This window comes from Pseudomonas sp. PDM14 (assembly GCF_014851905.1).
Classification (GTDB): domain Bacteria; phylum Pseudomonadota; class Gammaproteobacteria; order Pseudomonadales; family Pseudomonadaceae; genus Aquipseudomonas.
Genome location: NZ_JACVAQ010000001.1, coordinates 449,417 through 475,902 on the forward strand (window position 1 = coordinate 449,417; position 26,486 = coordinate 475,902).

21 protein-coding genes and 5 tRNA genes are annotated in these 26,486 nt (G+C 63.7%); 9 read left to right on the top strand and 17 right to left on the bottom strand.

The window, feature by feature from the left end:
* Nucleotides 1-474 precede the first annotated feature (474 nt).
* Entirely contained in the window at nt 475-1,563 is a 1,089-nt protein-coding gene (locus tag IB229_RS22160) for a methyl-accepting chemotaxis protein (protein WP_412547781.1), read from the top strand.
* Nucleotides 1,564-1,714: 151 nt separating this feature from the next.
* Here IB229_RS22160 and IB229_RS01990 read toward each other — a convergent pair whose 3' ends face one another.
* The 4 genes from IB229_RS01990 to moaB form a co-directional block, all read right to left on the bottom strand.
* A complete protein-coding gene (locus IB229_RS01990) occupies nt 1,715-2,641 on the bottom strand; it encodes a chemotaxis protein CheV (protein ID WP_192324445.1) in 927 nt (308 codons plus the stop codon).
* 83 nt (nt 2,642-2,724) lie between these two features.
* Complete coding sequence (yegS, locus tag IB229_RS01995) at nt 2,725-3,672, bottom strand: lipid kinase YegS (protein ID WP_192324447.1); 948 nt, start codon at nt 3,670-3,672, stop codon at nt 2,725-2,727.
* Nucleotides 3,673-3,688: 16 nt separating this feature from the next.
* A complete protein-coding gene (glp, locus tag IB229_RS02000) occupies nt 3,689-4,894 on the bottom strand; it encodes a gephyrin-like molybdotransferase Glp (RefSeq protein ID WP_192324449.1) in 1,206 nt (401 codons plus the stop codon).
* Nucleotides 4,891-5,430 (bottom strand): molybdenum cofactor biosynthesis protein B, encoded by a 540-nt coding sequence (gene moaB, locus IB229_RS02005; RefSeq protein ID WP_192324451.1) that lies wholly within the window; start codon nt 5,428-5,430, stop codon nt 4,891-4,893. The genes glp and moaB overlap by 4 nt, the downstream gene beginning before the upstream one ends.
* Nucleotides 5,431-5,495: 65 nt before the next feature.
* Here moaB and mobA point away from each other — a divergent pair, with 65 nt between their 5' ends.
* The 6 genes from mobA (at nt 5,496) to IB229_RS02035 (ending at nt 12,362) form a co-directional block, all read left to right on the top strand.
* Nucleotides 5,496-6,101, top strand: coding sequence for a molybdenum cofactor guanylyltransferase MobA (gene mobA, locus IB229_RS02010; RefSeq protein WP_192324453.1), 606 nt, complete (start codon nt 5,496-5,498; stop codon nt 6,099-6,101).
* 71 nt (nt 6,102-6,172) lie between these two features.
* Nucleotides 6,173-6,394, top strand: coding sequence for a YgdI/YgdR family lipoprotein (locus IB229_RS02015; protein ID WP_192324455.1), 222 nt, complete (start codon nt 6,173-6,175; stop codon nt 6,392-6,394).
* 122 nt (nt 6,395-6,516) lie between these two features.
* Nucleotides 6,517-6,593: transfer RNA gene (locus tag IB229_RS02020), tRNA-Pro, on the top strand.
* Nucleotides 6,594-6,906: 313 nt separating this feature from the next.
* Nucleotides 6,907-8,325, top strand: a complete 1,419-nt coding sequence (locus IB229_RS02025; protein WP_192329195.1) for a DUF1254 domain-containing protein — start codon at nt 6,907-6,909, stop codon at nt 8,323-8,325.
* 108 nt (nt 8,326-8,433) lie between these two features.
* Entirely contained in the window at nt 8,434-10,077 is a 1,644-nt protein-coding gene (locus tag IB229_RS02030) for a VRR-NUC domain-containing protein (protein WP_192324457.1), read from the top strand.
* Complete coding sequence (locus tag IB229_RS02035) at nt 10,074-12,362, top strand: ATP-dependent DNA helicase (protein ID WP_192324459.1); 2,289 nt, start codon at nt 10,074-10,076, stop codon at nt 12,360-12,362. Before IB229_RS02030 ends, IB229_RS02035 begins: the two co-directional genes overlap by 4 nt.
* 49 nt (nt 12,363-12,411) lie before the next feature.
* Here the strand turns inward: IB229_RS02035 and IB229_RS02040 are convergent, their stop codons facing one another.
* From IB229_RS02040 to IB229_RS02065, 6 genes are all read right to left on the bottom strand, one after another.
* Nucleotides 12,412-12,984, bottom strand: a complete 573-nt coding sequence (locus tag IB229_RS02040; RefSeq protein WP_192324461.1) for a biliverdin-producing heme oxygenase — start codon at nt 12,982-12,984, stop codon at nt 12,412-12,414.
* A complete protein-coding gene (locus IB229_RS02045; protein ID WP_192324463.1) occupies nt 12,981-15,377 on the bottom strand; it encodes a hybrid sensor histidine kinase/response regulator in 2,397 nt (798 codons plus the stop codon). The genes IB229_RS02040 and IB229_RS02045 overlap by 4 nt, the downstream gene beginning before the upstream one ends.
* A 65-nt stretch (nt 15,378-15,442) precedes the next feature.
* Nucleotides 15,443-15,904, bottom strand: a complete 462-nt coding sequence (locus IB229_RS02050) for a response regulator (RefSeq protein WP_192324465.1) — start codon at nt 15,902-15,904, stop codon at nt 15,443-15,445.
* A 17-nt stretch (nt 15,905-15,921) separates the two neighbouring features.
* Nucleotides 15,922-18,195 (bottom strand): ATP-binding protein, encoded by a 2,274-nt coding sequence (locus IB229_RS02055; RefSeq protein WP_192324467.1) that lies wholly within the window; start codon nt 18,193-18,195, stop codon nt 15,922-15,924.
* Between the two features lie 239 nt (nt 18,196-18,434).
* Nucleotides 18,435-18,511, bottom strand: a tRNA-Arg gene (locus IB229_RS02060).
* Nucleotides 18,512-18,555: 44 nt separating this feature from the next.
* Entirely contained in the window at nt 18,556-18,741 is a 186-nt protein-coding gene (locus IB229_RS02065) for a hypothetical protein (RefSeq protein WP_192324469.1), read from the bottom strand.
* Between the two features lie 109 nt (nt 18,742-18,850).
* On the opposite strand from IB229_RS02065, the gene IB229_RS02070 reads away from it, so the two are divergent.
* Entirely contained in the window at nt 18,851-19,177 is a 327-nt protein-coding gene (locus IB229_RS02070; RefSeq protein WP_192324471.1) for an Arc family DNA-binding protein, read from the top strand.
* 63 nt (nt 19,178-19,240) lie between these two features.
* Here IB229_RS02070 and mgtE read toward each other — a convergent pair whose 3' ends face one another.
* Entirely contained in the window at nt 19,241-20,683 is a 1,443-nt protein-coding gene (mgtE, locus tag IB229_RS02075) for a magnesium transporter (protein WP_192324473.1), read from the bottom strand.
* A gap of 322 nt (nt 20,684-21,005) precedes the next feature.
* Here mgtE and IB229_RS02080 point away from each other — a divergent pair, with 322 nt between their 5' ends.
* The gene (locus IB229_RS02080) at nt 21,006-21,503 is read left to right on the top strand and encodes a hypothetical protein (protein WP_225578896.1); all 498 of its coding nucleotides are present in this window, start codon (nt 21,006-21,008) and stop codon (nt 21,501-21,503) included.
* A gap of 38 nt (nt 21,504-21,541) precedes the next feature.
* Here IB229_RS02080 and IB229_RS02085 read toward each other — a convergent pair.
* The 6 genes from IB229_RS02085 to alaS all read right to left on the bottom strand — a co-directional run bounded on the left by IB229_RS02085 (nt 21,542) and on the right by alaS (nt 26,357).
* Nucleotides 21,542-21,618 (bottom strand) — tRNA-Arg (locus tag IB229_RS02085).
* Between the two features lie 73 nt (nt 21,619-21,691).
* A tRNA-Arg gene (locus tag IB229_RS02090) sits at nt 21,692-21,768 on the bottom strand.
* Nucleotides 21,769-21,872: 104 nt separating this feature from the next.
* Nucleotides 21,873-21,963, bottom strand: a tRNA-Ser gene (locus IB229_RS02095).
* Between the two features lie 62 nt (nt 21,964-22,025).
* On the bottom strand, nt 22,026-22,211 hold the full coding sequence (gene csrA / locus IB229_RS02100; RefSeq protein WP_069517029.1) for a carbon storage regulator CsrA: 186 nt from the start codon (nt 22,209-22,211) through the stop codon (nt 22,026-22,028).
* Between the two features lie 184 nt (nt 22,212-22,395).
* Entirely contained in the window at nt 22,396-23,631 is a 1,236-nt protein-coding gene (locus tag IB229_RS02105; protein WP_192324475.1) for an aspartate kinase, read from the bottom strand.
* Between the two features lie 101 nt (nt 23,632-23,732).
* On the bottom strand, nt 23,733-26,357 hold the full coding sequence (gene alaS, locus IB229_RS02110; protein WP_192324477.1) for an alanine--tRNA ligase: 2,625 nt from the start codon (nt 26,355-26,357) through the stop codon (nt 23,733-23,735).
* Nucleotides 26,358-26,486: the final 129 nt, after the last annotated feature.

The window sequence follows — 26,486 nt, forward strand, 5'->3', positions numbered from 1 at the left end:
CGCCTGGTCGCCGGCCTGCTCGCCCTGCCTTTACTGCTGCTGACGTGGCACCTGGGCAAGGGGCCTCAACGCAACCCGCTGGCCACGCAAATCGAAACCATCAATGGCAAGTTGATCGACCTCAGCACGATCAGCGAAGGTGGCAGCGAGCAGGATGGCAGCGCCAGTCTGCAGGGCCTGGCCTCCCGGTTGCGCCAAAGCATCACCAGCCTGCAGCACAACAGCCTGCAGATCGCCCTAACCTCCGCCGCCAGCCGCTTGCAATCCGAGCAGGCAGCGCAAGAAGCGGGTGAACAACAAAGCTTGTCCGACCTGATTTTTCACGCCAGCGAGCAAACCACGACAGCGCTGCAGGATATTTCCTCGCGTACCGGTGGCATCACCGACATGAACAGCCGCAACCTCGATATGGCGCATCAGTCGCAACAGCAGCTGGGCGATGCTCGCCGCCAGATGCGGGACGTCAACCAGACCATGGATGGCTTCCGCAACAATATCGAGGCACTCAGCTCCAGCACCGGCAAGGTGCGCGAAATTCTGGTCACCGTGCAGGACTTCGCGACCCAGACCAACATGCTGGCACTCAATGCGGCCATCGAGGCGGCTCGCGCTGGCGAAGCCGGGCGTGGCTTCGCGGTAGTGGCCGACGAAGTGCGCAACCTGTCGCAGAAAGTCGGCACCGCCGCCCAGCAGATTGGCGTGCTGATGGAGGAGATGACCGGCGCCATGGCCGGCGCGGACGCACAGACCCTGCGCATGATCGAGCAGAGCGCTTCGACCGGAGCGGTGGTCAACACCGCCACCGAACAGTTCGAAATCATGGTGAATGACTTCCAGAAAGCCAACGATGATCTGCTGATGGTCAGCAGCGCCCTGGAAGAGCTCAACGCCACCAATCATGAAACCCACCAGCACAGCAGTCGCATCCGCGACCTCAGCCTGGCTATCGGCGAGCGCATGAAACAGAACTTCGCTCAGGCCGACACCATGCGCGACACCACCAACCTGCTGGTGCAACAGCTGTGCAATTTCCGCCTGGGCAGTGGTCGCCTGGAGGCCATTACCGACATGCTGTTCCAGCGTCGCGATCAGATCGAGGCCCGCCTGGAAGAGTTGCAGGCTTCAGGTGTGGACCTGTTCGACCAGAACTACCGCCCCATCGCCAACACCAACCCACAGAAACACGATGTCAGCTGGGTCGAACCCTATCGCAAGCGCATCCAACCCTTGCTCGACGAATGGGATCAGGGTGGCAAGGATGGCGTGCTCTATCTGGTGCCGATGACCGAGCGCGGCTACCTGCCTGCGGCCCGCAGCGCCGCCTCGCAGCCCCCTACCGGCAACCCGCAGGTGGACGCGGCCAAGAGCATGCACCAGCGTTTCATTCCCGTGAGTGCAAGCGAGATGGAAAGCGTACGTCAGTGCCAGCACCTAAGCATGGGCACCTTTGTGATCCCAGGCACCAGCACCATCGTGTTCGTCATCTATACCCCGGTGCGCATCGGTGGACGACGCTGGGGCACCATCAGCGCCGGCATCGCGCCAGCCGCGCTGGGTATCTAGGAAGGCTTAGACGCCTGGAGTGTGCTTTACGCCTGCTTCGCATGGCCATGCAGCATGAGAGTCGGGCTGGATCTCCAGCCCACTTACAAGACCCACCTGCCGCGGGCAAACGCGCCTCCACCCGATTACGGAGCCCGGCGCCCTGACAGGCTTAAGTGTCGAGGCTCAGGCGCTCGCGGATGACGTCTACCAGCTTGTCCGGCTGGAACTTGGAAAGGAAGTTGTCGCAGCCGACCTTCTTCACCATCGCTTCGTTGAAGCTGCCGGACAGCGAGGTGTGCAGCACCACGTACAGCTCGCGCAGACGCGGGTCTTCGCGAATCTCGGTGGTCAGGCGGTAGCCGTCCATCTCCGGCATTTCCGCGTCGGTGAAGATCATCAGCAGCTTGTCGGTCATCACCTCGCCACTGTCGGCCCACTTCTTCAGCATGTTCAACGCTTTCAGGCCATCGCTGGCCATGTGCATCTTGATGCCGAGCTGGGACAGGGTGTCGCGCAGTTGCGTGAGCGCCACATTGGAGTCGTCGACCAGCAGCACCTCGCGCCCTACCGCCTTGGCCAGCAACGGGTCGGAGAGTTTCTCGTCGGACACCTTGGTGCTCATCGGCGCGATCTCGGACAGCACCTTCTCCACGTCGATGATCTCGACGATCTGGTCCTCGACCTTGGTGATCGCCGTCAGGTAGTGCTGCCGTCCTGCACCACCGGGTGGCGGCAGGATGGATTCCCAGTTCAGGTTGAGGATGCGATCCACCCCTCCGACCAGGAACGCCTGCACCGACCGGTTGTATTCGGTGACGATGATGGTGCTGTTCTCGCCTGGCGTCAGCGGACGCATGCCGATGGCCTGGGACAGGTCGATCACCGGCAGGGTCTGGCCACGCAGATTGACCACCCCGCAGACATGCGGATGGCGGTGCGGCATGAGGGTCAGCTTGGGCAGCTGCAACACTTCCTGGACCTTGAACACGTTGATGGCGAACAGCTGTCTGCCTGCCAGACGGAACATGAGGATTTCCAGGCGGTTCTCACCCACCAGCTGGGTTCGTTGATCCACCGAGTCAAGAATGCCGGCCATTACGCCCTCCAGTTATCTGTAACGAGTCTAGCCAGTGTATCGGCCAGTTGCGGGCTAAATGAATGCTGAATGGCCAGGCGCCATCATGCCCCAGTGCGTTCGGGGGCACCAGTCTGGTCCGCGACCTCGCCGGCGCTCGCATGCAGCAGCGGCGAATCCGCCGGCAGGTGCACACGCAGGGCCCCCGGCCGCGCGGCGAAGCGCAGCTTGGTGCCCTCCAGCGGTTCGCCATCCAGGTTGATGTCCAGCCCTTCGGCCGCCTCGACCTCGACCCACGGCAGGCGCGCGTGCACGGAGACAGATTCCAGGCCGAGGATGCCGCCCGACAGCAAGGTACCCAGGGTGCCGACCATGTCCTGCGGCGCCGGCACGATGCAGATATCCAGCAAACCGTCGTTGGCCAACGCCTGCGGACACAGCACATGCCCACCGCCGGCCTGGCGACCATTGCCGATACCCAGCGCGAGGAAATCGCCTTCCCAGGAGAAATCCGGCCCGCTGAAGCGTCCGAACGCCGAGTGCACCTCGGGGAAGCGGGTCAACCCGGTGAGGAGGTACGCCGCACCACCCAGCAGTTTTTTCAGGTCTTCCGACGTGTTGGCGGTGATCTTCGAGCCGAAGCCACCGGTGGCCATATTGAGGAACAGCTGGCCATCGACCTCGCCGACATCCACCGGCTGCGGCTCCTGATCGAGCAACGCCAGGGCCTCCGACGGCGGCAGTGGCACACCAGCAGCACGGGCAAAATCGTTGGCCGTCCCCAGTGGCAGCAGCACCAGGCTGGCATCGCCCTTAGCCAGCGCCATGGCCTCGGCGACATCACGCAGGGTGCCATCGCCGCCACCGGCGATGATCGTCGGGTAGCCGGCCGCCAGCGCCTCGTCGACCAGGCGCGCGGCATCCCCCGCCTCCCAGGTCAGTCGTACAGCCAATTCCCAGCCCGCATCGCGCTGGGCCATCACCGCGATACGCACCTCGTCGTTGAGGGCCTGCTTGCCATGCAGAATCAGTAGTGCCTTGCGCTCAGCCATGCCCTTCTCCTGCGGATCAACCCAGCAGTTCGCTCATTGGAATAAAGCTCAGACTGTCGCCCTCAGCGAGAGTGCCGTTCTCCATCACCACGGCCAGGCCGTCAGCCCAGGCGGCGCTGCGCAGCACGCCAGAGCTCTGATTGGGATAGAGCACGACGCGGCCCCGTTCAAGTCGGGCACGCAAGTATTCGCGGCGTTTGCCGGGTTTGTTCCAGGTGAATCCTGCCGGGGCCTGCAGCGTCAGCGGCTCAACCTCGGCGACACCCAGGCGACGCAGCAGATAGGGCCGCGCCAGCAGGCCGAACGTGACCAGGGTCGAGGCCGGGTTGCCTGGCAGGCCGAGCACCGGCACACCATTGTAGTGGCCACAGGTCAGCGGTTTTCCGGGCTTGATCGCCAGCTTCCACAGGGCAATATCACCCTGTTCGCGCAGTGCCTCGCCAAGGAAGTCCGCCTCGCCCACCGAAACCCCGCCGGTCGAGAGGATCAGGTCGACATCCGCCAGGTCGGCCAGTGCCGCGCGGGTCTTCGCCAGGTCATCGGCGAGGATGCCGGCATCCACCACCTCGCAGCCCAGGCGCCGAAGCCAGGCACAGAGCAGCATGCGGTTGCTGTTGTAGATCTGCCCGGGGCCTAGAGCCTGGCCGGGCTCGACCAGTTCGTCGCCCGTGGACAGCACCGCGACCCGCGGCTTGCGCCGTACATCCAGGCTGGCCACGCCGAGCGACGCCGCCAGCCCCAGCTCGACTGGCCCCAGGCGCGTGCCGGCCTCCAGCACGCGATCACCACCACGGGTTTCCTGGCCTTGCGGTCGCACGTTCTGCCCGACAAGCAGTAGCTCGCTGAAACCCACGCGGCCATCGTCGAGCTCTTGCGCGTTTTCCTGCATCTCCACGGTGTCCGCCCCCGCCGGCAGCGGCGCACCGGTGAAGATGCGTGCGCAGGTATCCGGCTGCAGGGCGTCCGGCGCCTGGCCGGCAAGAATGTACTGACTGACCGGCAAGGGCTCACCGTGCCAGTCGGCATGGCACAGGGCATAGCCATCCATCGCGCTATTCGGCCAGGGGGGCAGGTCCAGGCTGGAAATCAGCGCCGTAGCAAGCACGCGGCCATCGGCCTCGGCCAGCGGCACGCGTTGTATCTGCGTGATCGGCGAGGCGTCGGCCAGTGCCAGCAGTCGCTGCAGCGCTGCCTCGACCGGCAGCAATGCCGACTCGCTCATCCGCGGCTCTCGCACGCCGACGCGGCTTTGAGATGCGGGACGAAGTTGCAGGGGCGATGGCGGCTATCCAGCTGCTCGCCGAGAATGCCGTCCCAGGCGGTACGGCAGGCATTGGTGGAGCCCGGCAGGCAGCACACCAGGGTGCCGTTGGCGAGCCCGGCCAGGGCACGCGACTGCACGGTGGAAGTCCCGATATCGGCCACGGATATCTGCCGGAACAGCTCGCCGAAGCCATCCACCTGTTTATCGAGCAAACAACGCACCGCTTCCGGGGTGCTGTCACGCGCGGTGAAGCCGGTGCCACCGGTGATCAGCACCACCTGCACCTGCTCCTCGGCGATCCAGGTCGCGACCTGTGCGCGAATCTTGTACAGGTCGTCCTTCAGCAGCACCCGCGCGGCCAGTTGATGACCCGCAGCGCTGAGGCGATCGACGAACAGCTGGCCGGAGGTGTCGGTCTCCAGCGTGCGGGTGTCACTGACGGTCAGAACGGCGATATTCAGCGGCACGAAAGCCGCCTCGGCCTTGTGGCTCATGGCGTTATCCGGTTGTGGCGAAAACAGGCCGGTGTTATATCACAGGCCCCAGACAGAGCGCCGCCATGCCCCTCGCCAGCCCGCCAAACCAGCCGCTTTTCGCCAGTTCCATCCTGCTTCTCGCCGGTGGTCGCGGGCTACGTGTGGGCGGCCAGGACAAGGGCCTGCTGACCTGGCGCGGGCAGCCACTGATCGCGCAGTTGCATGCACTCTGTCGACCGCTGAGCGACGACCTGATCATTTCCTGCAACCGCAACCAGGCACGCTATCAGGACTACGCCGATCAGCTGGTCGGCGACCGTGAAGAGGGTTTCCCCGGCCCCTTCGCTGGCATTCTCGCCGGCCTCGCCGTGGCGCGGCACCCTGCCTTGCTGGTGCTGCCCTGCGATGCGCCGCTACTGGACCTGTCGCTGCTCGAGGCACTGCACGAGCGCGCCGCTGCGAATCCGGACAGGCCCGTGATGGTGCGCCGGGGCGCGCAGTGGGAGCCGCTCTTCTGCCTGCTGCCGACGCACCTCCTCGCGGCCCTGGAGCAGGCCTGGAAGGCCGGCGAGCGTAGCCCGCGGCGCGCACTGCTGGCCTTCGGTACGCTGGCGCTGGACTGCGCGGAGGATGATCCGCGCCTGGCCAACCTGAACACACCGGATCTGCTCGCCGCGAGCGAACGCTGACCGGCCCGCGGGGAACTTGCCTTCGTCATGCCCGTCAGAGGCGGGTACTTTCTACTGCAAGGAGTCACCCGATGCCGCCACGGATCCTGTCCCCTCTCATGTTCGTCGTCGCCCTTGGACTGCTCGCCGGTTGCGCCACGCCCAGCGTGATCACCCTGACCGACGGCCGCGAAATCCAGACCGTGGACAACCCCGAATACGACGCCGATTCGGGCTTCTACGAGTTCGAACAACTCGACGGCAAGGCAACCAAGGTCAACAAGGATCAGGTGCGTACCGTCAAGGAACTCTGATCGCGAACCAGGGCCTGTAGCGACGGGCCCTGGCGCCACACGGAGGTGGCCGCCGCCGGGCAAAATGTTCCCGCTAACCCCTTGTGCGGCAAAACTTTTTCGGTACAATGCGCGCCATTCCTCGGAGCGTAGCGCAGCTTGGTAGCGCGTCTCGTTCGGGACGAGAAGGTCGCTGGTTCGAATCCAGTCGCTCCGACCATATCCCGATATCCAGCCCTGTTTCGACGGCTGGATAGCTCAGAAAAAACCGGCCCACAGGCCGGTTTTTTCGTTTCTACCCGTCCCTTTTTGGCCATCCCGAAGCCGCGCCATTCATCTGACCGTACCCTCGATCGCTGCTACCGTTCATTCAGTCCGGCAAGCGCTCGGGCTGTGCCGCCCCGTGGCCGATTTTCGCCTAGCGCAACGAAAGGTGAACCAAGCAGGAGTCGCCGATGATCCAACCAGTACGCGCGCAGGACAGCATGCGCCAGCACGCTTCGGGTGCCGCACGTCAAACCAAGGATCTGCGCATGCACGTACCGCTCCGCCAACGCCTGATCGCCCTGTGCATCACCCTGCTTCTGCCGGCAGGCGCGGCGCATGCCGACTTCACCGCGCAAGGCGCCGATGCGCGGATGCTCGCCAAGCAGGCCTACCTGTATGGCTTTCCCGTCGTCGAGTTCTACAAGACGCTCTACAGCGAAGCCCTCGACGAACAGAACCCCAACTTCAAGGCGCCGCTCAACCAGATCGGCAATACCGCCAGGCTCCACACGCCGCGCGACAACAGCCTGTCGACGCCGAACCTGGACACCGCGCCCTCCTTCGCCTGGATGGACCTGCGCGCCGAACCCCTGGTGCTGACGCTGCCGCCGATCGAAGACAGCCGCTATTACTCAGTGCAACTGATCGACCTCTATACGCACAACTTCGCCTACCTCGGCACCCGCACCACGGGCAACCAGGGCGGGGTCTTCCTGATTGCCGGGCCATACTGGCAAGGCGAGGTACCGAGCAGCGTCGACCAGGTCATCCGCAGCGAGAGCAACCTCGTCTATGCGCTCTATCGCACGCAGCTGCTCGGCGAAACCGACCTGCTGCGGGTTCGACAGATCCAGCAGGGCTACACCCTGCGCCCTTTGAGCAACTACCTCGGAAATTCGGTGATTCCCAACGTGCCCGCCGTCGACTGGCCGGAGCCTTCCGTCGACACCAGCGACAGCCCCTCACTGTTTCGCTTTCTCAACTTCATGCTGGGCTTCGCCGCGCAGCATCCCAGCGAAGCCCAGTTGATGAGCGATTTCTCGCGGATCGGTGTCGGGCGCGGGCTGACCTTCAATGAAAGCCGCCTCAGCGCCAGCCAGCTGAAGTCGCTGCAAACCGGCATCGCCAATGCCAAGGCGGAGTTCGCCGCCTTGCAGATGGCCGACGACAATGCCGGCCTCCCCAGCGGCAGCTACTACGGCAACCGCGAGCAACTGCAGAACGACTATCTGCGCCGCTATGCCGGTGCCAGGCTCGGGCTTTTCAGCGACTCCCCGCAGGAGCTCAGCTACCGCGGCTACCTGCGCGACAGCCAGGGCCAGCCGCTGAACGCCGGCCCCCGCACCTACACCTTGCGCTTCGCCCCCGGCCAGCTGCCACCGACGCACGCGTTCTGGTCCCTGACGCTGTACGACGCACGCACGCGCGGCCTGGTGGAAAATCCGCTGGGCCGTTACCAGATCAGCTCTCGCCAGCTCGATCGCCTGCAGATGGACGCCGATGGCGGCCTGACCCTGTACCTGCAGAACCAGTCACCCGGCGTCGCCAAGGAAAGCAACTGGCTGCCGACACCCAATGGTGCCTTCTACGGTCTGCTGCGGCTGTATCTGCCGCAGGACCCGGTCATCGACGGCACCTGGCAGGCACCGGCGCTGCTGGCCGAGGAGAAACGCCTCACGCCCTAGCCACTGGCGCAGCGCTTCCCCAGCACGACGGCTCATCGCCTCGGGCTTGCAGTCGCCAGCCGCTCCGCGCATCCTTTAACTGTATATAAAAACAGTTGCCGGACTCCCATGCCGCCTGCGCTCGATCCCAGCTTCTACTACCTGAGCAACTTCCTCACCGCGCTCGCCTGGATCGACGAACGCTACGACGACCTGCTCGATGCCGACGAGCGCCACTTCATCACCTGCTTCCGCCAACTCGATACCGCCGCGCAGGCCCTGCTGGTGCGCTTGATCATGCGCAAGGGCCCGCATTTTCGCGCGAGCAAGCTGCACTATGCGGAGATCGGCTGCGTGCAACAGGCTGCCGCGCCGCTGCTGGCCCTGGGCTGGCTCAGCAATGACCAGCCGCTGCCCTTCAGCGAACTGTTCGCCCTGCTGCGCAAGGACGAAGTGGTGCTGCAGTTTCGCGATCAGTTGGCGGTTGTGTCGCGGAAGAAGAGCGAGCTGTTCGAGCATCTCGCCGATCACCACGGCATCCAGCAACCCTTCTCCGCCTGGTGCCCGGCATTGGTCGATGAGCGCCTGTACAGCCTGACCCTGGGTGAGCTGTGCGACCGCCTGCGCCTGCTGTTCTTCGGCAATCTGCAACAGGACTGGTCGGAGTTCGTCCTCGCCGAGCTGGGTATCTTCCGCTACGAGCAGGTGCCGCTGGGCAGTGACTCGCGCGGCTTTCGCTGCCGCGAAGACCTCGACGGCTACCTGCACCTGTGGCGCTGTCGCGAGCAATTCGCCGCGGGCCTGGCGGTCGCCGAGGTGGTCGAACTGATCGGCGACTTCGCCAGCGCCAATCCCTACGTGCAAGCCCGCCACGACAAGCTGCTGTTCCGCCTGGCTCAGCAACTGGAGCGCGACGGCGCGCTGGACGATGCCCTGGCGCTGTACCGGCGTACGCCCTACGCCGGTTCGCGCCAACGCCAGGTGCGCCTGCTCGAGCGCAGCGGCCATTGGCAGCAGGCCTGGGAGCTGGCCGCAACGGCCCTCGCTGCGCCGGAAAGCGCCGCCGAAGCGCAGCTGGTCGAACGCGCCGCGCAGCGCCTGGCACGTCAGCTGGGTGGCGCACCGCGCAAGCGCAGTGCAACCGGCAGCCCGCCACGCATCGACCTGTGCCTGCCGCGCCCGCAGCAAGGCAGCGTCGAGTACGCCGTACTCGCTCACCTGCACGAAGAACAGGGGCCGGTGCACTACGTGGAGAACGGCCTGGTCTGCAGCCTGTTCGGCCTGCTCTGCTGGGAGGCGATCTTCGCCCCGCTGCCAGGGGCTTTCTTCCACCCGTTCCACGCCGGGCCGGTCGACCTGCTCAGCCCGGACTTCGCCAGCCGCCGCGAGCCACTGTTTTCCGCGTGCCTGCAACGTCTCGACTCCTCCGCCTACCAAGACACGATCCGCAGCACCTACCGCGACAAATTCGCCACCCTGTCGCCCTTCGTCTACTGGGATCTGCTCAGCGAAGAACTGCTCGAACAGGCCCTGCAGTGCCTGCCCGCAGCTCATCTCAAGGCCTGGTTCCAGCGCCTGCTCGGTGACCTCAAGGCCAACCGCGCGGGCATGCCGGACCTGATCCAGTTCTGGCCGCAACAGCGCCGCTACCGGATGATCGAGGTCAAGGGCCCCGGCGACCGCCTGCAGGACAACCAGCGTCGCTGGCTGGCCTTCTGCGCCGAGCACGGCATGCCGGTGGACGTCTGCTACGTGCAGTGGGCCGAGGCATGAGCTACAGCGTTGCCGTACGCGCTCTCTGCGAATTCACCGCCAAGGAGGGTGACCTCGACCTGCGCTTCACCCCCGCGCCCACCGCGGCCGAAGGCATGGCCGGGCACGCCACGGTGGTCGGCCGCCGTGGCGCCGGCTATGTCGCCGAACTGCCGCTGCGCGGCACCTACCCCGGCCTGCTGATCAGCGGCCGCGCCGATGGCTACGACCCGGCACTGAACCTGCTGGAAGAGATCAAGACCCACCGCGGCGATGTCGCACGCATTCCGCAGAACCACCGGCTGCTGCACTGGGCCCAGGCCAAGGTGTATGGCTGGCTGCTCTGCGCCGAACTGCAGCTGCCGCAGATCGACCTGGCAATCGTCTACTTCAACGTCATCTCACAGAAGGAAACGGTGTTTCGCGAGCGCTTCGCCGCGGCGGATCTGGAGGCCTTCTTCACCCTGCAATGCAGCCGCTTCATTGCCTGGGCCGAACAGGAAAGCGCCCACCGCGTGGCGCGCGACCAGAGCCTGGAACACCTGCGCTTTCCCTACCCGACCTTTCGCCAGGGTCAGCGTCCGCTGGCCGAAGCGGTGTACCGCGCCGCACGTGACGGCCACTCGTTGATGGCCCAGGCCACCACCGGCATCGGCAAGACCCTCGGCACTCTGTTCCCGCAGCTCAAGGCGTTTCCCGGCCAGCAGATCGACCGCCTGTTCTTCCTCACCGCCAAGACCCCGGGCCGGCGCCTGGCGCTCGATGCCCTGGCCAGCCTGCGCAGCCAGGAAAGCGCCATGCCCCTGCGTGTGCTCGAACACGTCGCCCGCGACAAGGCCTGCGAGCACCCGGACAAGGCCTGCCACGGTGACGCCTGCCCGCTGGCCAAGGGCTTCTACGACCGCCTGCCCGCAGCCCGCGAGGCGGCCCTGGCGCGCGCCTGGTTGAATCAGGAACAGGTGCGCGACGTCGCCCTCGCCCACCAGATCTGCCCGTACTACCTCAGTCAGGAGCTGTGCCGCTGGGCCGATGTGGTGGTCTGCGACTACAACTACTACTTCGACATGGCCGCCCTGCTGCATGGCCTGACCCAGCTCAACGACTGGCGCGTGACGCTGCTGGTCGACGAGGCGCACAACCTCATCGAGCGCGGCCGCGGCATGTACACCGCCGAACTCGACCAGGCCACGTTCAATGCCGTGCGCAAGGTCGCCCCGGCGGCCTTGAAGAGCCCGCTGGAGCGCATCGCCCGGCACTGGAACCAGCTGCACCGGGATCAGGAGGTGCCCTACCAGATCTACCCGAGCGTGCCCGACCTGTTCATCGCCACCGTGCAGAAGGCCGTCACCGCGATCACCGACCACCTGACCGACCAGCCCAGCGGCAACGACGCCAACCTGCTGCGCTTCTACCTCGACGCCATGCTCTTCTGCCGCCTGGCCGAAGCCTACGGGCCGCATTCGCTGTTCGACATCACCCGCCACGCCGACGCCGGCAAGCGCGCGCTGTCGACTCTGTGCCTGCGCAACATCGTGCCGGCGCCGTTCCTCGCCCCGCGCTTCGCCGCCGCGCACAGCTGCACGCTGTTTTCCGCCACACTGAGCCCGGCGCATTACTACGCCGACCTGCTCGGCCTGCCGGAGAATACCCGCTGGGAGGATGTTGAATCGCCCTTCCAGGCCACGCAACTGCAGGTTCACGCGGTGAGCAACCTGTCGACCCGCTACCAGCACCGCGACGCCAGCCTGCGCCCGATCAGCCAGGTGATGGCTCGCCAGTTTCATGCCCAGCCCGGCAACTACCTGGCGTTCTTCAGCAGCTATGCCTACCTGCAGCAGGTGCTGGAGCGCTTTCGCCTCGAGCATCCACAGATCCCGTTGTGGGTGCAGTCGCGGAGCATGAGTGAAAGCGATCGCGAGGGCTTTCTCGCCAACTTCCGCAGCGACTCGCGCGGCATCGGCTTCGCCGTGCTCGGCGGCGCCTTCGGCGAAGGCATCGACCTGCCCGGCAACCGCCTGATCGGCGCCTTCATCGCCACCCTCGGCCTGCCGCAGGTCAGCCCGATCAACGAAGAAGTGAAGACGCGCATGCAGGCCATGTTCGGCAGCCAGGGCGGCAACGGCTACGACTACACCTACCTCTACCCCGGCCTGCAGAAGGTCGTGCAGGCCGCCGGCCGGGTGATCCGCACCCCGCAGGACCAGGGCGTGATCTACCTGCTCGACGACCGCTTCAACCAGCCCGCCACCCGCCGCCTGCTACCCACCTGGTGGAAACCCGAGCGCCTGCGTTTGCCCAGCGAATGAGCGGGCCTGCCGTTTCGCTGTACAGGTACCGGGATGGCGCGAAAAACCGTCAGGCAGGAATGTCTGCGACGCTCGTGGACTCCGCCTGCGCCGCGGCGTGGAAGATGGCAAACCCCTGCTCCGCCCCCTCGATCAAAGCCTGGCGATCCAGCATGGCGGCCTGCTCTTCCAGGCGCGCGAGAAAGCGCGGCCACAAGGCGGCCTCCTGGCCATGGCGCAGGTAATTCAGCGCGTTCTGGTGACCGGGCCAGTCGGCCTGTTCGACGCGAGCAGCCAGCACCCGCGAGCCGAGACGCGAACCTTCGAGTACATAGGCCAGGCCCCAGAGCAGCGAGGAATGCGTCGGCAGTTGCAGCGTGGCGCCGGTCGCCGGACGCCGGGCATCCAGCGCGATCAGGTCCTGATCCAGTGCATGCCGCCGGCGACGCATGGCCCAGTCGGGCAACAACACATCGATAGCCGCTGCTTCCAGCGCGGGCTCCAGTAACCACAGCGCCTGGGCATGGGCGAGGAGGAAGTCGCGGTAACCGTCGCGATGATCCAGCGGGTAGGCCGAATAGGCCTCATCGACACGCGCATGCCAGGGTGCGCCGGCTTCACGCAGCAGTGTGCGCACACTCATGCGTCGCGCTGCCTGGCGCCTTCGAGCGCGGCGTGCAGCTTGTTCGCCAGTTCGTCGTCGCGAAACGGCTTCTGCACGATCACCCGGTCTTCGGCGTCCAGGCCACCCAGTTCGGCGTAACCGGTGACGAAGATCACCGGCAGTTCGGGGAAACGCTCGGCGACTGCGCCGGCCAGCTGCGCGCCATTCATGCCGGGCATGGCGAAATCGGTCAGCAGCAGGTCGACCTGCTCGTCGATGCGCTCCAGCGCTTCCTGCCCGCTGTCTGCCTCGATCACCCGGTAGCCGAGCAGGTCGAGCAGGCCGGCGGTCACGTCGCGCACATTGGCGTCGTCGTCGACCAGCAGGATGGTTTTCTGCGGCCCGCTGGGCGCCGGCCGGGTCGACAGGTACAGCGGCTCGGACGCATCCGGCACCGCGTCACGGATGCACGGCAGGTAGACCCTGACCACGGTGCCGCGATCACGCTCGGTGACGATGCTCACGCCGCCACCAGACTGCTTGGCGAAACCGAACACCTGGGCCAGCCCCAGGCCCGAGCCCTTGCCGACTTCCTTGGTGGTGAAGAACGGCTCGAAGGCCTTGGCCAGCACTTCGTCGCTCATGCCGCTGCCCGTATCCTGGATCGACAGCACCACATAGGGACCGGGCTCGGGGTCTTCCGGGCGCTGCGGCTTGCGCTCGACCACCTCGTTGCTGGTCGACAGGCGCAGCGCGCCGCCGTTGCTCATGGCGTCGCGAGCGTTGATCGCCAGGTTGAGGATGATCATTTCCGTCTGCGTCGGGTCGACCAGCGCGCGCCACAGGTCCGGCGCGGTGCAGGTCTCGATCCAGATCGCACCGCCGAGGGTGCGCTGGAGCATCTCGATCATGCCGTAGAGAGTGTCATTGAGGTTGACCGGCACCGGTTCCAGGCGCTGACGACGCGAGAACGAAAGGAGCTGCCCGGTCAGCTTGGCGCCACGCTCGCCCGCCTCGCGAATGTTCTGCAGGCGACCGAGGCTGCGCTCGAAGCTGCCGCGCTGAAAATCACGCTCGAGGAAGGTGGCACTGGTCAGGATCACCGTCAGTAGGTTGTTGAAGTCGTGCGCCACGCCTGCGGTCAGCTGACCGACCGCCTCCAGACGCTGCATCTGCTCCAGGGTCGCCTCGACGCGCTTGCGCTCGGTGACCTGCTCGCGCAGACGCTGGTTGGTGGCCGCCAACTCGTCGACCACCGCTCGCTCGCTGGTGATGTCGCGCACCGCGGCGTACATCAGGCCCTCATCGGGAACGATGGTCCACGACAGCCAGCGGTACTCGCCATTGGCGTGCAGCATGCGATTGACGAAGCGTGTGGAGACGTTGCCATCGGCGACACTAGCGGTCTCGCGGCGCGTGGCCTCGATGTCCTCGGGATGCACCAGATGCCAGAGCTGATCCTGGCTGAGCAGCTGTCGCGGGCGGCCTAGGGTGTCTTCCCAGGCCGGGTTGAGGGCGATCGGGGTCATGTCGAAACGCATGACCGCCAGCAGCTCTCGGGACAGTTCCCAGGTGCGGTCGCGCTCACGGGTGCGCTTTTCCACCCGCTCGCCGAGCAGCTCGTTGAGCCGCTGCAGCGCCGCGGTGGTGTGCTTCTGTTCGCTGACGTCCTGCATCACGCCGATGAACCGCACACAGCGATCATCCTCGAAGAACGCCCGGCCACTGGCCTGTACCCAGCGCTCGCGGCCATCGGGCAGCACCACGCGGTACTCGGCCTGGTATTCATTGCCGCTGTCGTGCGCCAGCGCCTCGGTCATCTTGTGCTCGACGTGGGGCCGGTCGTCCGGATGGCAGCGCTCGAGAAAGGTGCCGACGTCGATGGCGCTGTCGGCGGGCAGTTCGTACAGCGCCTTGCAGCGCTCATCCCAGATCAGCGTGCCGCTGTCCAGCTGATAGTCCCACATGCCCATGCGTGCGGCATCGAGCGCCAGACGCGCACGCACTTCCACGTCCAGCAGCGCCTCTTCGGCCTGAAGCCGGCGCCGGCGTTCGTGCACTTCGGCCAGCGCCCGGTTCACCGCCTTGGGCAGCAACTGCAGGTTCTGCTTGAGCACGTAGTCGATGGCGCCGAGGCGCATCATGTCCACGGCATGCTCTTCGCCGAACACGCCGGAGAGGAAGATCAGCGGGGTTTTCGGGGCAATCCGCTGGGCGACCTGCAAGGCCTGCGAGCCGGAAGACCCGGGGAGAATGAAATCACAAAGGATCAGATCGAACTGCTGATGCTGCAGCGCTTCTTCCACGCCCTGATGGTTGTAGACCAGCGTGGGCTCGACCTGCAGGCCGTTGCGCTCGAGCGTGAGCAAGGCCAACTCGGCATCGCGCGGACTGTCTTCGACGAACAGCAGTTTCAACGGTTTGAGGGGCATAAAGACTCGTGGTCGGTCCCTGTACGGTCAGCAGTGAAGCCGCCGAGCATGCGCTCGTGCGGGCATCACGATTGCGGGCGGCGCTGCAGACGCAGCGAGCCGGGCGGTGGCTCGTTGAGCACGGCCCAGAATACGCCCAGATCGGAGATCGCCGAGACGAACTCCTTGAATTCGACCGGCTTGACCACGTAGGCGTTCACCCCCAGTTCGTAGGCACGCAGCAGGTCCGGCTCCTCGCGCGAGGAGGTCAGCATGACAATCGGGATGCTGCGCAGCTCGGGCGTCTCGCGCACCGACTTGAGCACCTGCAGACCGTCAACCTTGGGCAGCTTGAGATCGAGCAGCATGACCGCCGGATTGCCCTCGGGGCGATCGGCGTGCTGCTTGCGGCGGAACAGGTAATCCAGCGCCTCGGCGCCGTCACGCAGGACGATCACCTCGTTGGCCAGTTGGCTGCGCTCCAGCGCCACCAGGGTCAGCTCGAGGTCGTGGGGATTGTCCTCGATGAGAAGAATCGGTTTCAGCATAGGGGCTCTCTCTGCGCTCAAGCAGTTGCGTTACGGTCACGTTTGGGCAGGGCGAAATAGAAGGTCGCGCCGCGCTCCAGCTCGCCCTCCGCCCAGACTCGCCCGTCATGGCGCTCGATGATCCGGCGCACACTGGCCAGGCCGATGCCCGTGCCTTCGAATTCTTCCATGCGGTGCAGGCGCTGGAACACGCCGAACAGTTTATCGACGTAGCTCATGTCGAAGCCGACCCCGTTGTCGCGGATGTACACGGCTATTTCATCGCCCAGATCCTGAGCGCCGACTTCAATGATCGCCGGCTCGCGACCGCGGGTGTACTTGATCGCGTTGGACAACAAGTTGCGCATCGCCAGGTGCAGGAAGGCCGCATCGGCGACCACCTTCGGTAGCGGTTGCAGCACCCACTCCAGCGGGCGGCCTTCGTAGTCCGGGAGCATCTCGGTGCGTATCGCCTCGACCAGCGCATTGAGGTCGACATCCGACAGGTGCAGCGCGGCGCGGCCCATTTGCGAGAAGCTCAACAGGTTGTCTACCAGCGTGCCGGCGAAACGCGCCGACTCGCTGATGTGCTCGAGGAAGCGCACGCCGCGCTCGGACAACTTGCCGCCCTCGAACTCGCCGAGCAGTTCGGCATAGCCGGCGATGTGGCGCAGCGGCGCCCGCAGGTCGTGTGAAACGCTGTAGGAAAAAGCCTCCAGTTCCTTGTTCGACTTCTTCAGCTCCCCGGCCAGCTGGGCCAGCTCCTCGGCTTTGCGCAAGACGATGCCGAGGACTGCGGTGCGCAGCTCGGCGACACCCTCGACCTCCATCGGGTCCCAGGGGCTGGAATGACCCCTGACGGTTTCCTGCCAGCTCTCGAAGCTGTTGCGCGGGTTGAGTGCACCACCTGGGCCGACAGTCTTTTCCGGCTTGCCGGCCCACTCCACCGTGCGCGCCTGTTCGGACTTGAACCACACCAGGTAGTGCGAGTGCAGCTCGGAAATGGCCACCGCCAGCACCCCGGCAACATGCTTGCCCAGTTCGGGCAGCTCACCGATATCGCGGCTGACGTTGTCGGTCTGGAACACCTCACCACCGCCACGCTGCGCCAGCCAGTGCACCAGGGCGTTGACCAGCGCCTGCGGTGGGGTCTGCCCGAGCAGGTCGCAACTGGTCGCGGAAATGATGGCGGCGCCATGCGCGTGGGCAAAATCCGTGAAGACATCGGGCAACGCCAGGAGGCCGCCGCTGACACTGTCACGATCAGCCATGGCCGACAGCAACTGGACGATGTGGCGACGCAAGCCGAGCAGGCGTTGCGAGCGGTTGTGGGTTTCCTTGGTCTCGACCTGCAACGACAGTACGCTACCGAGCAATTCGCAGGCGGTGCGCGTCTGAAAACCGACGGGCTGCGGCTCGGCGTGGTGACAGGAAATCAGCCCCCACAGCTGGCCATTGACCACGATGGAAATCGACATCGATGCCAGGGTCTGCATGTTGCGCATGTACTGCAGGTGCACGGGAGAAACGCTGCGCAGCGCGGCAAAGCTGAGGTCGAGCGGCCGGTCGGTCAGCGGATTGTGCGCCGGTGTCAGCGGCGAAGGCTGGTAGTTGGCATCCTCGATGACGCGGATGCGGTTCGCACAGTACAGCGCCCTCGCCTGCTGCGGAATGTCGGTGGCCGGAAAGCACAGTCCGAGGTAGCGCGGATAGCCGGCGTCGGCCTGCTCGGCCAGAACCAGGCCATTGCCTTCGGCATCGAAACGGTACGCCATGACCCGCCCGAACCCGGTGATCCGCTTGACCTCCTCGACCGCTCGCCAACAGAGCGCCTCGACACTCTCGGCCTCCTGCAAGCGCCCGATGAAGCTGCGTACCAGCGGATAGAAGTTGCCATAGGCGGCGATGACATCGCTGGCCGGCTCGAACTCGGCGATCAGCACCTGATCGTAGCGATGCGCCATCATCGCGATCGGTCGCTCGCGGCGAGTGCCCAGCAGGAAGCGCACGTCACCGATATGGAACGGGTTGTGTACATCGACCGCCAGCTGCGCCAGGCGCGCCTGCACCAGCGGCGCATTGTCCAGCACTTGCTCCAGCGTCAGACCGAGCAGCTCGGCCGCAGGCAGGCCGAGCCAGTCATGGACGTTTTCGCTGGCCTGGACCACCCGACTGGACGACTCGTCGAAGACCAGCATGAAGCCGTGAGGCTGGATACTGCCGGGAATATGAATGGCTTCCTTGGCGCAGTTGGCTCCGGCATCGGTCAGCACTGCGTCGGTATTGCTCGGGGTCAAAGCACTCTCCTTCATGCTAACCGGTGCCCGCAAATCGCCAGCAGGCTGCATCTCCGGCGATAAAACCGGGAGCAAGGGTGTGACAGCAACAGCAGGAAAAATATCAGCCGAAAACAGTAAAAAGCCAGGGGTGAGGCGTTCTTCTGCCACGCTGGGCACAAGTTGTCCTTGCCTGTCAGCACGGCACGCAGGAAGGCGGGAAATCATTTCACCTTGCAGCGGCAGGAGCGAGCAACAGGGCTGTGCTCGATAAATGGCGTCCCAGAGTGGGTTCGAACCACCAACCTTCCCCTTAGGAGGGGGATGCTCTATCCAATTGAGCTACTGGGACGTAATGGGCGACGGGCGGCATGTTAACGGCAGTGCCTGAATTTGTCATGCACCGAGGGCCTGCGCCATATCGCCCTGGAAAGCCCATTCCACTGGGACTTCCAGACGTTTTTGTGATGATTTGGCACGATCGTTTTGCACATTGCCGCGCATTTCTGATAATTGGTGCTGGCAATAAGCCTGCACAAGCATCAAAATACGTCGTGTAATTGGCGTCAAATAATCGACCAAACTGAACGTCGATGCTGACAGGCTGAACCACCCGCTCTAAAGTCGGTCAAAGCGCTACTATTCATAGCCTGATGCCAGCATCGCTTTCCTGAACTAACCGGTTTAATGTATGCGCCCTATGAAGCAAGCTATCTATTCCAGCCGTACGGCTGACAAGTTTGTGGTTCGTCTCCCGGACGGTATGCGCGAGCGCATTGCCGACGTGGCACGCAACCATCACCGCAGCATGAACTCGGAAATCATCGCCCGCCTGGAGCAGAGCCTGGTCCAGGAAGGTGTTCTGGGAGACGACGAAGGCCTGCGCCTCGACAGCCCGGAGCTGTCGCTGCACGAGCGAGAGCTGCTGCAGCGCTTTCGCCAGCTTTCCCATCGCCAGCAGAACGCCTTGGTATCGTTGATCGCCCACGATGCCGAACTGGCAAACGAAGATTCCTGAGTCCAACGAATACAAAAAAGCCGGCTGATGCCGGCTTTTTTTGTGCGCGCTATCTGGCGCCCCTCACAACAGGAAGATCGTCGCCAAACCCAAGAAGATGAAGAAGCCACCGCTATCCGTGACGGCGGTGATCATCACACTGGCACCCATCGCCGGATCTCGCCCCATGCGCACCAGCGTCATCGGGATCAATACCCCCATCAGGGCTGCGAGCAGCAGGTTCAGAGTCATCGCACCCGTCATCACCACGCCCAGTGACCAGCTGTCATAGAGCAGGAACGCGACCACGCCGATCACCCCACCCCAAACCACACCGTTCACCAGAGCAACGCTCAATTCCTTACGCAACAACCGTGCGGTATTACCTGTACTTACCTGATCCAAAGCCATGGCACGCACGATCATGGTGATGGTCTGGTTACCGGAGTTACCACCAATACCCGCCACGATCGGCATCAGCGCAGCCAATGCCACGAGCTTCTCGATCGAACCCTCGAACAAACCGATCACCCGCGATGCCACAAAAGCCGTGATCAGGTTCAGCGCCAGCCAGGACCAGCGGTTGCCCAGCGATTTCCAGACCGAGGCAAATATATCTTCTTCTTCGCGCAGACCGGCCATGTTGAGCACTTCGGCCTCACTCTCCTCGCGAATCAGGTCGACCATTTCGTCGATGGTCAGACGGCCTATCAACTTGCCGGTCTTGTCCACAACAGGAGCGGATACCAGGTCATAGCGCTCGAACGCCTGGGCAGCATCGTAGGCATCCTCATCCGGATGAAAGCTCACCGGATCGCTGGCCATGACACCACGCACCTGCAGGTCAGGGTCATTCACCAGTAGCCGCTTGATCGGCAAAACACCCTTCAGCAGGCCGTCGTAATCGACCACGAACAACTTGTCCGTGTGCCCAGGCAGTTCCTTCAAGCGACGCAGATAGCGTAATACCACCTCGAGACTGACATCCTCGCGAATGGTCACCATCTCGAAGTCCATCAGCGCACCGACCTGATCCTCCTCATAGGAAAGCGCCGAGCGCACACGCTCACGCTGCTGGGCGTCCAGCGATTCCATCAGTTCGAGAACGACGTCACGCGGCAGCTCGGGAGCGAGGTCGGCCAGCTCGTCCGCATCCATGTCCCGCGCCGCGGCGAGAATCTCGTGATCGTCCATGTCCGCGATCAGTGATTCGCGGACCGCGTCGGATACCTCGAGGAGAATGTCGCCATCGCGCTCGGCCTTGACCAACTGCCAGACGGTCAGTCGATCATCGAGCGGCAAGGCTTCGAGAATGTGGGCAATGTCAGCGGAGTGCAGGTCGTCAAGCTTGCGCTGCAGCTCGGCGAGGTTCTGCCGATGGACCAGACCTTCCACCAGGTCTTGGTGCTGCCCTTCCTGGCGATGCGCCAGATTTTCGAGCAGCTTGTGGCGATGCAGCAACTCGACCACCTGCGCCAGGCGATCCTGCATGCTCTCTTGCGGCTTTTTGGCTTCTACTTCAGTCATATGGCGCGCTCCACCCCAGCAGCAGAGCACGCCACGAGGGTCAGTCAATCAGTACACGATTGGGTATTCGAGGATTTGAGCAACTACTGGGTAAGTCCATGGTGGTATTCCACAAGCCCCGGCGGGGCTGACAGCGCAATCATACCACCGCGAGAATTCGTGTACGGACAAAATCTCGGCCAGAACAGGCTCTTGCGCTGCACAGTTAAGCAAATTTGAGAGCACTCGAGTGGGACGCCAGCCAGCGTCGAGAAGACACCAGGTGGCGACGCCACGAACAGCGACTACGCTTGCCTGCGAGCCGTCATGGAGGACACTCGAAATGCTGCGATTACTCTGCGCAGGAATTTGCGCAACCCTGCTTTACCCAACCCATCTCATCTTTGCCTCTACCGTCTTTCGCTGCGAAGACGCGGGAGGCCAGATCACCTACACACGACACGGCTGCCCGGTAACAGCAGACCAACAGCTGCAGGAGGCGTTCAACCCAACACCCGGCAAAGGCAAGCCCGTTCCTCTAGCCAAAGCCAAGAAAGAAAAACGCAGCAAATCGAAGACGGACAAGAAAAGCCAGCCCCTGGTGGTCGGACAGAAAGATGACGGCTGCGGGAATCGAGTCACCGGGCGAGAGCGACGAAAAGCCATCGTGCAACAGCAGGAAAAATCCGGAATGACACAGGCAGACGTGGAAAGCAGCCTGGGCACCCCTGACAAGATCACCCGGCAGAGCGGGGAAACTCGTTACCACTACGTGGACAACGAAGGGAATCGCCGGCAGGTAACGTTCGATGAGGGCGGATGCGTGAAAGGCAAACGCTGAAAAGAAAAAAGGCCCGCATTACTGCGGGCCTTTTTATATGGTGCACTCAGGAGGATTCGAACCTCCGACCGCTCGGTTCGTAGCCGAGTACTCTATCCAGCTGAGCTATGAGTGCATTTGGCGTTTTTAGACCAGATCGCCTCTGGTTGAAACAAAATGGCCTGCATTGCTGCAATGCCATTTTTATATGGTGCACTCAGGAGGATTCGAACCTCCGACCGCTCGGTTCGTAGCCGAGTACTCTATCCAGCTGAGCTATGAGTGCATGGATTGCGCATTATAGGGAGCCTAACCATATGGTCAAGCACTTTTCTGAATAAGCTCAATCACTTACCAGCCTTTGCACAAACACAACCAAGGTTGTGAAAATGGCGGAGAAGGGGGGATTCGAACCCCCGACACCCTTTTGAGGTGTACTCCCTTAGCAGGGGAGCGCCTTCGGCCACTCGGCCACCTCTCCGCAACACGGGGCGCATGATAACCATGTTTTCCCCGTTTGCAAAGCCAAAATTTCGAGAAAAATTAGTGGCTTGGTTCGTCGCCCTTCTCTTTCTGAATACGCTGGTAAATCTCTTCTCGGTGTACCGCTACTTCCTTGGGAGCGTTAACACCAATACGAACCTGGTTACCTTTCACGCCCAACACGGTGACAGTAACTTCATCACCGACCATCAGGGTCTCTCCGACCCGGCGAGTCAGAATCAGCATTCCTTTCTCCTTACGGATTTAGCACAGGACAACAGTCTGCAGAAATATAATGGTGGCAGCCCCGCCAATATCAACTCGGAACCTTCACCCAAGTATTGACCAGTGCGAGCAAAAGGAAAGTTCCTGCTACGCCAGTCAAAAAAAGACGAAAGGCGCGAACTAGGCGCGCCTTTCGAGAGAACTCCTACTCGCCCTGTCTCGGGGCGTCCAGGTCGAAAGCAGTGTGCAATGCGCGCACGGCCAGCTCCAGGTACTTCTCTTCGATGACCACGGACACCTTGATTTCCGAGGTGGAGATCATCTGGATATTGATGGTCTCCTTGGCCAGCGCTTCGAACATGCGGCTGGCAACACCCGCGTGGGAGCGCATGCCGACACCGACGATCGAGACCTTGGCGATGTTGGTGTCGCCGATCACTTCACGGGCACCCAGCTCGCGCGCTGTGTTTTCCAGAACCGCCTGAGCGCTCTGGTAATCGTTGCGGTGCACGGTGAAGGTGAAATCGGTGGTGTTATCGTGCGCGACGTTCTGCACGATCATGTCGACTTCGATGTTCGCGGCACTGATCGGGCCGAGGATCTTGAAAGCCACGCCCGGGATATCCGGCACGCCACGGATGGTCAGCTTGGCTTCGTCGCGGTTGAAAGCGATGCCGGAGATGATCGGCTGTTCCATGGATTCCTCTTCATCAAGGGTAATGAGGGTGCCCGGACCCTCCTGAAAGCTGTGCAGCACGCGCAGCGGGACGTTGTACTTGCCGGCGAATTCCACCGAACGAATCTGCAGCACCTTGGAGCCGAGGCTGGCCATTTCCAGCATCTCTTCGAAGGTGATCTTGTCCAGGCGCTGAGCCTTGGGTACTACGCGCGGGTCGGTGGTGTAGACACCATCGACATCGGTGTAGATCTGGCACTCGTCCGCCTTCAGCGCCGCCGCCAGGGCCACGCCGGTGGTATCGGAACCGCCACGCCCCAGCGTGGTGATATTGCCTTGCTCGTCGACGCCCTGGAAACCGGCGACGACCACCACGCGACCGGCCTTCAGATCGGCACGGATACGCTGATCGTCGATCTGCAGGATGCGCGCCTTGGTGTGCGCGCTGTCAGTGAGGATGCGCACCTGGTTGCCGGTGTACGACACGGCCGGCACGTCCAGCTTGATCAACGCCATGGCCAGCAGGGCAATCGTCACCTGCTCGCCAGTAGAAACCATCACGTCCAGCTCACGCGGAACCGGATGACCGTCGCTGACCTGTTTGGCCAGTTCGATCAGGCGGTTGGTTTCGCCGCTCATGGCGGACACCACGACGACGATATCGTCGCCGCCCTGGCGGAACTTCTTCACCTTCTCGGCCACCTGCTGAATACGCTCGACGGTGCCGACGGAGGTGCCCCCAAATTTCTGTACGATCAAAGCCATGTCAAAAAGCCGCCTGATTCCTCAAGGGCGCCCATTAGACCCGCATCGGGTCACACTGCCAAGGCCCGTCGGGCGCGCTGTGGGCCTTGGTTTTCGCTGTCTTACAGGCCTTGGTCGGCGAAGATAGCGGCCAGGGCCAGCGCTTCGTCCAACTTGCCGGCATCCACACCACCACCCTGGGCCATGTCTGGGCGACCACCGCCCTTGCCGCCCACGGTTGCCGCGGCCTGACGCATCAGATCACCGGCCTTGAGCTTGGCGGTCAGGTCCTGCGTCACGCCGGCCACCAGCACGACTTTGTCGTCCTGCACGCCGCCGAGCAGGATCACCGCGCTGCCGAGCTTGTTCTTCAACTGGTCGACCATTGCCAGCAGGGCCTTGCCGTCCAGGCCATCGAGACGTGCCGTCAGCACCTTGATGCCTTTGACGTCGATCGCCGAACCCGCCAGGTCGTTGCCCGCCGCGCTCGCGGCCTTGGCCTTGAGCTGCTCCAGCTCCTTTTCCAGCTGGCGATTGCGCTCGAGCAGGCCGGCAAGCTTGTCCAGCACGTTGTCGCGACTGCCCTTGACCAGGTTCGCTGCCTCTTTCAACTGCTCTTCCGCCGCATTCAGCCAGGCCAGCGCCGCGGCACCGGTGACGCCTTCAATCCGGCGCACGCCGGCAGCCACACCGCCTTCGCTGGTGATCTTGAACAGGCCGATGTCGCCCGTGCGCGAGGCATGGATACCGCCGCACAGCTCGACGGAGAAGCCGCCGCCCATGGTCAGCACACGCACGTCATCGCCGTACTTCTCGCCGAACAGCGCCATGGCACCCTTGGCTTTGGCGGTCTCGATATCGGTCTCTTCGGTCTCGACCTCGGAGTTCTTGCGGATCTCGGCGTTGACCAGCTCTTCCAGCTGTTTCAGCTGCTCCGGCTTGATCGCCTCGAAATGGCTGAAGTCGAAGCGCAGGCGCTGGCTATCGACCAGCGAGCCCTTTTGCTGCACGTGCTCACCGAGCACCTGGCGCAGGGCGGCGTGCAGCAGGTGAGTGGCGGAGTGGTTCAGCGCAGTGGCCTGACGCACACCGGCATCGACACCCGCCTGCACGGCGGCGCCAACCTTCAGGCTGCCCTGGGCCAGGATGCCGTGGTGCAGGAACGCGCCGCCGGCCTTGGTGGTATCGCGCACATCGAAGCGCACACCAGCAGCGGTCAGCAGACCGCTGTCGCCGATCTGGCCGCCGGACTCGGCGTAGAACGGCGTGGTATCGAGCACCACGACGCCCTCTTCGCCTTCGCTCAGGCTGTCAACCGCCGCACCGGCCTTGAACAGGGCGACGACACGGCCTTCGCCCTGAGTGGCCTGATAGCCGGTGAACACGGTGTCGACATCGACCTTGACCAGGCTGTTGTAGTCCAGGCCGAAGGAACTGGCGGAACGGGCGCGCACGCGCTGGGCTTCCATCTCGCGCTCGAAGCCTTCCTCGTCGAGGGTCAGCTCGCGCTCGCGGGCGATGTCGCCGGTCAGGTCCACCGGGAAGCCGTAGGTGTCATACAACTTGAACACCACGTCGCCGGGAATGACGCTGCCCTTGAGGTCGGCCAGGTCCTGCTCGAGGATCTTCAGGCCCTGCTCCAGGGTCTTGGCGAACTGCTCTTCTTCGGTTTTCAGCACACGCTCGATATGCGCCTGCTGCTGTTTCAATTCGGGGAAGGCCTCGCCCATCTCGGCCACCAGTGCGGCGACGATCTGGTAGAAGAAGCTGCCCTTGGCGCCCAGCTTGTTGCCGTGACGGCAGGCGCGACGCACGATGCGGCGCAGCACGTAGCCGCGACCTTCGTTGGACGGGGTTACGCCGTCGGCAATCAGGAAGCCGCAGGAGCGGATGTGGTCGGCCACCACTTTCAGCGAAGCCTGGGCCTCGTTGGCGCAGCCGATGGCCTTGGCCGCAGCGTCGAGCAGGCTCTGGAACAGGTCGATCTCGTAGTTCGAGTTGACGTGCTGCAACACGGCGCTGATGCGTTCCAGGCCCATGCCGGTGTCCACGCTCGGGGCCGGCAGCGGGTGCAGCACACCGTCGGCGGTACGGTTGAACTGCATGAACACGTTGTTCCAGATCTCGATGTAGCGGTCGCCGTCTTCCTCAGGCGAACCGGGCGGGCCGCCCCAGATGTGCTCGCCGTGGTCGAAGAAGATCTCGGTGCACGGGCCGCACGGGCCGGTATCGCCCATCGCCCAGAAGTTGTCGGACGCGTACGGCGCGCCCTTGTTGTCGCCGATGCGGATCATGCGCTCGGCCGGGATGCCAACTTCCTTGTGCCAGATGTCGTAGGCCTCGTCGTCAGTGGCGTAGACGGTGACCCAGAGCTTCTCTTTCGGCAGGTTCAGCCATTTGTCGCTGGTGAGGAACTCCCAGGCATAGGAGATCGCGTCGCGCTTGAAGTAGTCGCCGAAGCTGAAGTTGCCCAGCATTTCGAAGAAGGTGTGGTGGCGCGCGGTGTAGCCGACGTTTTCCAGGTCGTTATGCTTGCCGCCGGCACGCACGCATTTCTGACTGGTGGTGGCACGGGTGTAGGCGCGCTTTTCCAGACCCAGGAAGCAGTCCTTGAACTGGTTCATCCCGGCGTTGGTAAATAGCAGGGTCGGGTCGTTCGCCGGAATCAGCGAGCTGGATGCCACACGGGTGTGCCCCTTCTCTTCGAAGAAGCGGAGGAAGGCTTCACGGATTTCTGCGCTTTTCATTTATTCATTCCAGGCAAACGGCGGCCACGGCAAAGCCGGCAAAGGGCCGCATTATATCGGCCTTGCACGGCATGGACAGCCTGTTTAACCGGGAAAACGGATAGAAAACGCCTATCGGGAGCTCAGGGC

Coding starts and splice junctions, on each gene's coding strand:
- csrA (WP_069517029.1), bottom strand. CDS start 22,211: ATGCTGATTCTGACTCGCCGGGTCGGAGAGACCCTGATGGTCGGTGAT.
- moaB (WP_192324451.1), bottom strand. CDS start 5,430: ATGAGCCACAAGGCCGAGGCGGCTTTCGTGCCGCTGAATATCGCCGTT.
- IB229_RS02030 (WP_192324457.1), top strand. CDS start 8,434: ATGCCGCCTGCGCTCGATCCCAGCTTCTACTACCTGAGCAACTTCCTC.
- IB229_RS02015 (WP_192324455.1), top strand. CDS start 6,173: ATGCCGCCACGGATCCTGTCCCCTCTCATGTTCGTCGTCGCCCTTGGA.
- mgtE (WP_192324473.1), bottom strand. CDS start 20,683: ATGACTGAAGTAGAAGCCAAAAAGCCGCAAGAGAGCATGCAGGATCGC.
- IB229_RS02025 (WP_192329195.1), top strand. CDS start 6,907: ATGCACGTACCGCTCCGCCAACGCCTGATCGCCCTGTGCATCACCCTG.
- IB229_RS02040 (WP_192324461.1), bottom strand. CDS start 12,984: ATGAGTGTGCGCACACTGCTGCGTGAAGCCGGCGCACCCTGGCATGCG.
- IB229_RS02045 (WP_192324463.1), bottom strand. CDS start 15,377: ATGCCCCTCAAACCGTTGAAACTGCTGTTCGTCGAAGACAGTCCGCGC.
- IB229_RS01990 (WP_192324445.1), bottom strand. CDS start 2,641: ATGGCCGGCATTCTTGACTCGGTGGATCAACGAACCCAGCTGGTGGGT.
- IB229_RS02035 (WP_192324459.1), top strand. CDS start 10,074: ATGAGCTACAGCGTTGCCGTACGCGCTCTCTGCGAATTCACCGCCAAG.
- mobA (WP_192324453.1), top strand. CDS start 5,496: ATGCCCCTCGCCAGCCCGCCAAACCAGCCGCTTTTCGCCAGTTCCATC.
- IB229_RS02080 (WP_225578896.1), top strand. CDS start 21,006: ATGCTGCGATTACTCTGCGCAGGAATTTGCGCAACCCTGCTTTACCCA.
- IB229_RS02070 (WP_192324471.1), top strand. CDS start 18,851: ATGCGCCCTATGAAGCAAGCTATCTATTCCAGCCGTACGGCTGACAAG.
- glp (WP_192324449.1), bottom strand. CDS start 4,894: ATGAGCGAGTCGGCATTGCTGCCGGTCGAGGCAGCGCTGCAGCGACTG.
- IB229_RS02050 (WP_192324465.1), bottom strand. CDS start 15,904: ATGCTGAAACCGATTCTTCTCATCGAGGACAATCCCCACGACCTCGAG.
- alaS (WP_192324477.1), bottom strand. CDS start 26,357: ATGAAAAGCGCAGAAATCCGTGAAGCCTTCCTCCGCTTCTTCGAAGAG.
- yegS (WP_192324447.1), bottom strand. CDS start 3,672: ATGGCTGAGCGCAAGGCACTACTGATTCTGCATGGCAAGCAGGCCCTC.
- IB229_RS22160 (WP_412547781.1), top strand. CDS start 475: ATGGATGGCTTCCGCAACAATATCGAGGCACTCAGCTCCAGCACCGGC.
- IB229_RS02105 (WP_192324475.1), bottom strand. CDS start 23,631: ATGGCTTTGATCGTACAGAAATTTGGGGGCACCTCCGTCGGCACCGTC.
- IB229_RS02055 (WP_192324467.1), bottom strand. CDS start 18,195: ATGAAGGAGAGTGCTTTGACCCCGAGCAATACCGACGCAGTGCTGACC.